The sequence below is a fragment of the Pseudopedobacter sp. genome (genome assembly GCF_040392825.1).
In the GTDB taxonomy this organism is placed as follows: Bacteria; Bacteroidota; Bacteroidia; order Sphingobacteriales; family Sphingobacteriaceae; genus Pseudopedobacter.
On record NZ_JBEBVH010000180.1, the window covers coordinates 1 to 8,560 of the forward strand.

Annotated in this window: 7 protein-coding genes; 5 read left to right on the forward strand and 2 right to left on the reverse strand. The window is 36.0% G+C overall.

Annotated features, from left to right (window positions below; genetic code table 11):
* The coding region (locus tag ABWO41_RS12645) for a GIY-YIG nuclease family protein (RefSeq protein WP_353138462.1) at positions 1-157 on the reverse strand (157 nt) is incomplete at its 3' end.
* 127 nt (positions 158-284) lie between these two features.
* Positions 285-2,294 carry an HD family phosphohydrolase gene (locus tag ABWO41_RS12650; protein ID WP_353138444.1) on the reverse strand — a complete coding sequence of 670 codons (2,010 nt, stop codon included), beginning with the start codon at positions 2,292-2,294 and terminating at the stop codon, positions 285-287.
* A gap of 247 nt (positions 2,295-2,541) precedes the next feature.
* On the opposite strand from ABWO41_RS12650, the gene ABWO41_RS12655 reads away from it, so the two are divergent.
* From ABWO41_RS12655 to ruvB, 5 genes are all read left to right on the forward strand, one after another.
* Positions 2,542-3,447: a hypothetical protein gene (locus ABWO41_RS12655; protein ID WP_353138447.1), complete on the forward strand. Its 906-nt coding sequence runs from the start codon at positions 2,542-2,544 to the stop codon at positions 3,445-3,447.
* Positions 3,448-3,571: 124 nt separating this feature from the next.
* Positions 3,572-5,344 carry a peptide MFS transporter gene (locus tag ABWO41_RS12660; RefSeq protein ID WP_353138450.1) on the forward strand — a complete coding sequence of 591 codons (1,773 nt, stop codon included), beginning with the start codon at positions 3,572-3,574 and terminating at the stop codon, positions 5,342-5,344.
* Between the two features lie 69 nt (positions 5,345-5,413).
* Positions 5,414-6,961 (forward strand): peptide MFS transporter, encoded by a 1,548-nt coding sequence (locus tag ABWO41_RS12665; protein ID WP_353138453.1) that lies wholly within the window; start codon positions 5,414-5,416, stop codon positions 6,959-6,961.
* 121 nt (positions 6,962-7,082) lie between these two features.
* Positions 7,083-7,805: a polyprenol monophosphomannose synthase gene (locus ABWO41_RS12670; protein WP_353138456.1), complete on the forward strand. Its 723-nt coding sequence runs from the start codon at positions 7,083-7,085 to the stop codon at positions 7,803-7,805.
* A 125-nt stretch (positions 7,806-7,930) separates the two neighbouring features.
* On the forward strand, positions 7,931-8,560 hold a 630-nt coding region (ruvB, locus tag ABWO41_RS12675; protein WP_353138459.1), incomplete at its 3' end, for a Holliday junction branch migration DNA helicase RuvB.

The window sequence follows — 8,560 nt, forward strand, 5'->3', positions numbered from 1 at the left end:
CATACTGCTCGAAATAGTGGATAACTAAGGGTACTCTACTTTTAGTAGATTTTACCTTTTTACTATTATGCTGTTCAAGCCTCAACGTTAAATCCTGGCAACTGTCATAATAGTACTTGTTATCTTTTAAACTTTTTAAAATATATGTATAATACATTATCAAAAGTTTATCCCCTTGGCTTTCGGCCTCTCAGGCTCCGAAGGAGTCCCTTTGGGACACCTCTCCTCCCGTTTGGGAATGCAAATATAACAATAGGATAATATCTTCAAAAGAAATTTTCAAACTATTCTGGATAATCCATCCGGACATGATAAATTCCCATCAACATTGTCTTGAAAATCAACTTGATAGTCTCTATCTCCTTTAAAGTAATATTACTATCATTTAATTGATTTTGCTCCAATTTATAATCAATAATACGCTCCACGAGGTTATTTATAGATTCTGCATCCGGTTCTTTCATACTACGGGAAGCCGCTTCTACAGAATCGGCCAGCATTAAAACTGCAGTTTCTTTTGAAAAAGGAATAGGGCCAGGATATCTGAATATATTCTCATCTATAAATTTCTCAGGAAAATTTTTCAGGAATGATTGATAAAAATAATCAACACGGGTGTTTCCGTGGTGAGTTCTGATAAAGTCTATAACGACTTCTGGTAAATTATATCTTCGGGCCAGTTCTATTCCATTCTCAACATGTTTAATGATTATCTGGGCACTATCCTCATAAGATAATTTGTCATGCGGATTAATTCCCTTTATTTGATTTTCGACAAAAAACTGTGGATTCTCGATTTTACCAATATCGTGATACAGTGCCCCGGCCCTTACCAAAAGGGCATTTCCACCAATTTTATAAATTGCCGCTTCGGCCAGGTTTGCTACCTGTAGAGAATGTTGGAAGGTTCCCGGAGCTTTAAATGCCAACTCTCTCAGCAATGTACTATTGGTGTTGGTAAGCTCCATCAAAGTAATATCAGAAGTTATACCAAACATCCTTTCGAATAAGTATATTAATGGGTAAGCTAGCAAAGAAAGCAGTACGCTAAAAACAAAAGGTAAGAATTTGAGCCACTCGACACTACTTAAAGATCCTTCTCTGATTAAAGAAATCCCCAGATATGATACAAAATAGTTCAGCAAAATCAGCAAAGCACTAATTAAGAACTGTTCTCTCCTTACCAGGTTTTTAATGCTATAAATAGCCACCATACCTGCAGTAGTCTGTAAAAATGCAAATTCAAAACTATTGGGCACAAAGAAACCTGCAACAAGTACGACTAATAAATGAATATTTAGAGCCAAACGCGTATCGAACAAAATACGGATGATAATAGGTACAATAGCATAAGGTATATAATATACACTTGGTAGTTTAATTTTTACTGCCCAGGAAAGGAAAACCAGCATCGCAATAATAACCAGAAGGATTAATGCAATTTTTCGATTATCCTGAAAAATATCTTTTCTGAATAAATAAAGGAATACCATTAATAAGGTGATTACCAACCCTACTGCTAAGAACTGTCCCAGAAAAACCTGCTTCCTGTCGCCGCGCATTTTTGCATTCTCCTCATACGACTGCCTTAACGACTCGAGTTTTTGATATACGTTTTCATTAACGACATTTCCGTTCTCTACAATAATTTCACCTTTTTGAACCATTCCCCTGGTTACCGAAACATTTTCTACCGCCTGTCTTTCCAACGCTTCTGTAAATCTCTCGTCTAAAATCACATTAGGAGTTATCCTGTCTTTAATTACAGCAATTAGAATATCTGTACGGACGGATTTATTGGTTACTATTTTTTCACTGGCCTGAGACAAAGCAGACGAAGGCGTTAAAAGAGTGGCTGTACTTACCTCAGATCTTACATTGTTCTTAAGCAGAGTGATCAGATAACTCCCGTCGCTCTGATTCTTTTGATAATTTTGGTTCAGACCTATAATTCCCTTCTCGTATAATCCTTTTAATACAGAAAAACCAAATTCAAATGTCCTTTCCTTGATATCTCCCTCTGGTAAAGAGGCTCCCAACCACTTTGCCTCAAAATCTGCCTGGTACTGACTAATCTGTGTTTCAAAAACCTTCTCATCCATTCTATACACTGGCAAAATAGATTTTGAGATACTTTCTCTATCCTGCTTAATTTCAGCAGCTTTTTTACGAATAGAGAAATTATACGGTGCCACCAAATCGTCATGCAGCCATACCATCCCCTTCTCGAATTCAAATTTAAACCGAGGTTGCTTGGGCAAAACAAACGTGATAAAAATTACAGAAAAAGTCATCAACAGATATTTCACAATTGAAGCATACTTTCTATACAGGATCTGATGAGTATTTTTATTAAATCGGCTCACAGGAAATTATTTATTTTCAAAAATATGATTTTTGGATGAACTAGCACTTATAGTACAAAAAACAGTTATACCGTCACTAAGTTTGCTATTAATATTGGTAATATAAATTTAGTTTATTCGTTTATTCTATTTTGAATAACTTGCAAGCTTTAAGATCCATCGTTTATAGAAAGTTATGAGAATAGTTATCGCCTTCTTGTTTATTCTTTTTTGTTTAAAAGCAAAGGCTCAGCAACCAGAATTATCTATTTACCAATATGAAGATTCCCTCAAAAATCTTGGGCAAATTATTATCAACGACACCGTAGAAAACAATCGCATTAAAGCAAACGAAAATTTTATAAAAACACTTATTAGCAGTTTAAAAACAAAAGGATCTTTTAATTACAAATTTGATAAACTGGAAAATATCATATCTATAAAAACTTCTGATGATAAAAAATTTAGAATATTTTCGTGGTTTGTATTTGGGAACAATGGAAATTTTAGATACTATGGGGCAATCCAGCTCAATAACTCCGAACGTTTAGAGCTCATACCATTGATAGACGGGTCACTGGAAATAAACCAGGAATTAGAACAAACATCCCTTCCTAACAATAAATGGTACGGAGCTGTGTATTACAATATTATTCCTGTATTTGGCAAGAAACCATATTATATACTATTGGGCTGGAAAGGTCAGGATATGGAAACCAGTTCGAAGGTGATAGAAACTTTAAGCATTCAAAACGGAAAAGCTATATTTGGAGAAGTCCCTGTATTTCAGGAAAGTGCCAAAAGTCAGACCTATCTTAACCGACGGGTTTTCTTTTACAATAGCAGCGCATCCATGTTATTGAAATATGTAAAAGATGATAAAGTTTTTGTTTTTGACCATCTGATTCCACCTAACGAAGAATTCAAAGAAGTTAAAAATAAATATGTCCCGGACCTAAGCTATGACGGGTACCGATATAGAAATGGGAAATGGACCTATATCGATAATATGAATCTAAAGAATCTTCCGGACGATAGTGATGATTCTTTTGTAGACCCTTCCAAAATTAATCCCGGTACTGCTCCTATCAGGAAATATTAAGGCGATATTTTGACTTCTTCAGTTTAGTATGTAAATTGATTGTTTCATTTAAGATTCAATAACATTTTTTTAATATAATTGGAATTTAATCCCGTACGGGGAACAAACATACTAACTAACATTTATGCTGAAAAGTCAACAGACTGAAAACGATTTCTTCAAAAATACTGTCTTAGGTCACCCTTCTGGATTATTTGTTCTTTTTTTTACGGAGATGTGGGAACGTTTTTCATACTATGGTATGCGGGCCCTGCTTGTTCTCTTTTTAACCTCTTCTATCGTAGGCGATAACTCTGGATGGGGATGGCCCCGGGAAAATGCTTTAGCAATATATGGTTCTTATACTTCTTTAGCTTACTTAACTCCAATATTAGGTGGATATGTTGCAGACAGAATAATAGGATACAGATGGGCGGTAATTGTCGGAGCCCTACTCATGACACTTGGTCATTTGTCTATGGCTTTTGAGTTTAATCCTATTTTCATGTACATGGGCTTATGTCTATTGGTTTTAGGCAACGGCTTTTTTAAACCTAACATGACCTCTATTGTGGCTCAGATGTACGAAAAACATCCCGAAAAAAAAGACGGCGCTTATACTATCTTCTATATGGGTGTAAATGCTGGCGCTTTCCTGGGAATGCTGCTATGTGGCTACATTGGCGAGAGTCCTGATTGGGGTTGGAGTTATGGTTTTGGTTTAGCTGGAATTTTTATGCTTTTGGGTATGCTTCAGTTCTATTTCACCCAAGGCATATTTGGGGATATTGGCAAAAAACCCGTTTATGATGGCGAAACTGTGAAATCTGTTAATGAAAGTCCTGATGAAGCAAAACGAAATCCGTTTTCTAATTTCGATTTAACGCTAATTTCAATCATTGCGGTAATGGGACTAACCTGGGTTATCAATGATCCTTTATCAAAAATAACCTCTGTAAATCTCTTTAGTTTCAACGTTGGGAACATCACCGGAAATACATTTGTTATTTGTATAGCTTTAGCCCTTTTCCTATTTATCCTGGTTAAAAGGATTATTCAATATACGCCAATACTAAGAGATAAAATGATTGCTGTGATCATCCTGGCATTTTTCACTATTTTCTTTTGGGCTTCTTTTGAACAGGCAGGTGGTTCTATGACAATATTTGCTAAAGATTATACAGCCAGAATATTAGAGGGAAATACAAAAATTGCCTTCAATATTGTAAATACCCTTATTACAATTGTTCCCTTAATTATTATCACCTATGTTCTTTTCTTACTTTTCAATAAAACTTTTAAGCGCTTTTCGCTAGGAAATACAATTCTGGCAATAGCATTTCTGATTATCTGGAGCCTGGTGCTTTTTATGCTTAAAGAGCAATATGCTACCGAGCAGGCAGAAGTTCCGGCAACATGGTTTGGTGTATTAAATGCACTTTTTATTATCACACTAGCTCCTTTATTTTCCAAAATATGGGAAAGTAAGTACAATCCCTTTGCTACTTACAAGAATGGGTTTGGAATGATTTTATTGGGAACTGGATTTGCTGCACTGGCTTACGGAGCTTCTGGTATCCCACAGGGTGCTCAAACCGCATCTGTAAGTATGATCTGGTTAGTTTTGGCCTATCTTTTTCATACCATGGGCGAACTTTGTATCTCGCCAGTTGGCTTATCTTATGTAAGTAAATTGGTACCAGGGAGGATGATTGCCATTATGTTTGGAATCTGGTATCTGGCCATTGCCATCGGGAATAAGATTGCCGGTACAATGGGAGGCATGATTGATGAGATTACAGCCCAGTATTCTATGGCAACATTTTTTTTAATTTTCACCATCATACCAATAGCTTTAGGTTTGTTAATTATGATGTTAACTCCTTTAATGAGGAAATTGATGCACGGTGTAAAGTAAATAAAGCTTAAAAACTTTTAGATCAGCTGTTGGTTAATTAACAACAGCTTTTTCTATAATAAATAAAAGATGACCTCTGATAACCAAACATTAGAAAATATACAAAACTTCGAGGGTAAATATCCCAAACAATTGTGGTACCTGTTCTTTTCCGAAATGTGGGAACGTTTCTGTTTCTATGGAATGCGGGGAATGCTTGTTTTCTTTATGGCCCACGAATTATTAATGTCAGAAGAAACGGCAAACCTACAATATGGAGCTACTCAAGCTTTTGTATATGCGTTTACTTTTATTGGAGGATTATTTGCAGATAAGATTTTAGGTTTCAGAAAATCTTTATTCTGGGGCGGGCTCCTAATGATCATAGGAAGTTTAATTTTAGCTTTCGAACCACACACTTACTTCTTTCTGGGTATCAGTTTCACTGTTGTCGGAACAGGTTTTTTCAAACCGAATATTTCTACCATGGTAGGCTCTTTATATGGGAAAAATGATAACAGACGAGATGCAGGCTTTTCTCTTTTCTACTCTGGCATTAATATAGGAGCATTAATGGGAGGATATGCTTGTATTGCCATTGGTAAAGGCGAACTTTTTGCACACTTAATCCCCAATCATCTGTATTGGAACGTTGCTTTTGGTTTGGCAGCTATTGTTATGACTATAAGCTTGATAACCTTTGCATTTACACAAAAGACACTTGGCCCTATCGGACTTTCTCCTTTCAAAAAAACCATAGTTAACGAAAAAGGAGAAACTGTAGTGGTACACGAAAGTAAGAATTGGTATAACTTAGCTGTCTTCGTTGGTTCTTTGGCAACCATTCCAATCATCATGACGATGGTAGCAAAAACAGCGTATACCGATTATTTCATGTATATTATTGGCCCCGTAACTTTACTCTATCTTTTTTTTGAAATGACCAGGCATACCTGGGAAGAAAGCAAAAAACTTATTGCTGCTCTTGTCTTTATTATCTTCTCTATTATATTCTGGGCCTTTTTTGAGCAAAGCGGCGGTTCACTAAGTCTATTTGCAGCCAGCAATTTAGATAATACCATTCTGAACACCATCAAATTAGATCCCAACGGAGTGAATAACTCTGCAAACTCTTTGTTTGTTATTATTTTTGCGCCCATAGTTGGACTAATATGGATAGCCCTTGCCAAAAGAAAAATAGAACCAAATACTGTTGTAAAGTTTGGTCTCGGATTTTTATTCTTAGCAGGTGCTTTCTATATCTTCTATGCCACACGCTTTTTCGCTAATGCAAACGGCGTGACATCTTTAGATGTATTTACCGTAGCTTATTTTGTGGTAACTTTAGGTGAGCTTTGTCTTTCGCCGATCGGACTTTCGATTATGACAAAATTATCACCAGCCCGATTACAAGGTATCATGATGGGCATGTGGTTTTTAGCCAGCGCTTATGGTCAATATGTTGCCGGACTTTTAGGTGCCGGGATGGCGAAAGCTAATGAAAATGCTACTTTGCAGGAAAAACTATATGCTTATACATCAGGATATCAACAGTTAGCTATATATGCTTTAATTGCAGGTGTCGTACTTATTGGTATTTCACCGTTAGTAAGGAAATTAATGGGAGATGTAAAATAGTATTATAATAAGTCTTGGGACCTAAGTTTGTATAGTCGATGAATTAACAACGGACAACTAGACAATACTTGATACAAATAAAAAAAATTAACGTAATTTCGCGATTAAAGAACAATTTCCCGTGTCAGATAGCATCGTCATTATTCCTACATATAACGAAAAAGAGAACATCGCTAATATTATCCATAAAGTTTTCTCTTTATCATATCCGTTTAATGTCCTGATTATTGATGACGGATCTCCCGATGGCACTGCAGACATTGTTAAACAGTTAATGACTGAATATCCTAACCAACTTTTCATAGAAGAAAGATCTGGTAAACTAGGGTTAGGAACTGCCTATATACACGGATTTAAATGGGCTCTCCAAAAAGACTATGAATATATTTTTGAAATGGATGCCGATTTCTCCCATAATCCTGAAGATCTGATAAAACTGCGAGAAGCCTGTGTAAATGGTGCAGACGTAGCCGTAGGGTCCAGATATATTAATGGCGTAAATGTTGTTAACTGGCCAATGGGCAGGGTATTGATGTCTTACTTTGCTTCCGTCTATGTCAGGTTTATAACACAAATTGATATCCAGGATGCCACGGCCGGCTTTAAATGTTATAGAAAAAAGGTATTGGAAACCATTAAATTAGATAAAATCAAATTTGTAGGTTATGCATTCCAGATAGAGATGAAGTTTACAGCAATTAAACATGGTTTTAAAGTTGTAGAAGTCCCTATCATCTTTACCGATCGTACAGCGGGCACTTCCAAAATGTCTACAAAAATCTTTAAAGAAGCATTTTGGGGAGTAATAGAAATGAAGATCAGAAGCTGGTTCAGGAAGTATTGATAGATATAAAAGTCAAAGACCAAAATTTGGCTATCTATAGTCGATAATCTACCGTAAAATCTACTAAAGACTAATTCAACGAATGACTAATAAACTAAAGTAAAAATATTCGTAAATTCATCCCCATGAACGAGCATCTTGACCCGAGCAGTGAAAAATTATCTTTTACGGATAAAGAGATAGAGAAAGTGCTTCGTCCACAGGAGTTTGACGACTTTACTGGACAAGAAAAAATATTAGAAAACTTAAAGATTTTCGTAAAAGCTGCTAAGCTTCGTAACGAACCACTAGACCATGTTTTACTTCATGGTCCTCCTGGATTAGGTAAAACTACGCTATCACATATTATAGCCAACGAAATGGGTGTTGGTATTAAAATAACGAGCGGACATGTATTAGATAAACCGGGCGATTTAGCTGGTTTATTAACTAATCTGGATACAGGAGATATATTATTTATTGATGAAATACATCGTTTAAGTCCTTTGGTTGAAGAATATCTATATTCTGCCATGGAGGATTTCAAGATTGATATTATGCTGGAGACCGGCCCCAATGCCCGCTCGGTTCAGATTTCCTTAAGTCCTTTTACTTTGGTTGGAGCAACAACTCGCTCGGGCTTATTAACAGCGCCTTTAAGGGCCAGATTTGGTATCAACTCCAGATTACAATATTATGATGCAAAACTACTTACTACTATTGTAATTCGGTCGGCATATATCTTAAAAACCCCTATAACAGAAACCGGCGCTTAT

Excerpts from the sequence above, each read along its gene's own strand:
- ABWO41_RS12655 (WP_353138447.1), top strand. The coding sequence starts at position 2,542 with ATGAGAATAGTTATCGCCTTCTTGTTTATTCTTTTTTGTTTAAAAGCA.
- ABWO41_RS12650 (WP_353138444.1), bottom strand. The coding sequence starts at position 2,294 with ATGACTTTTTCTGTAATTTTTATCACGTTTGTTTTGCCCAAGCAACCT.
- ABWO41_RS12665 (WP_353138453.1), top strand. The coding sequence starts at position 5,414 with ATGACCTCTGATAACCAAACATTAGAAAATATACAAAACTTCGAGGGT.
- ABWO41_RS12660 (WP_353138450.1), top strand. The coding sequence starts at position 3,572 with ATGCTGAAAAGTCAACAGACTGAAAACGATTTCTTCAAAAATACTGTC.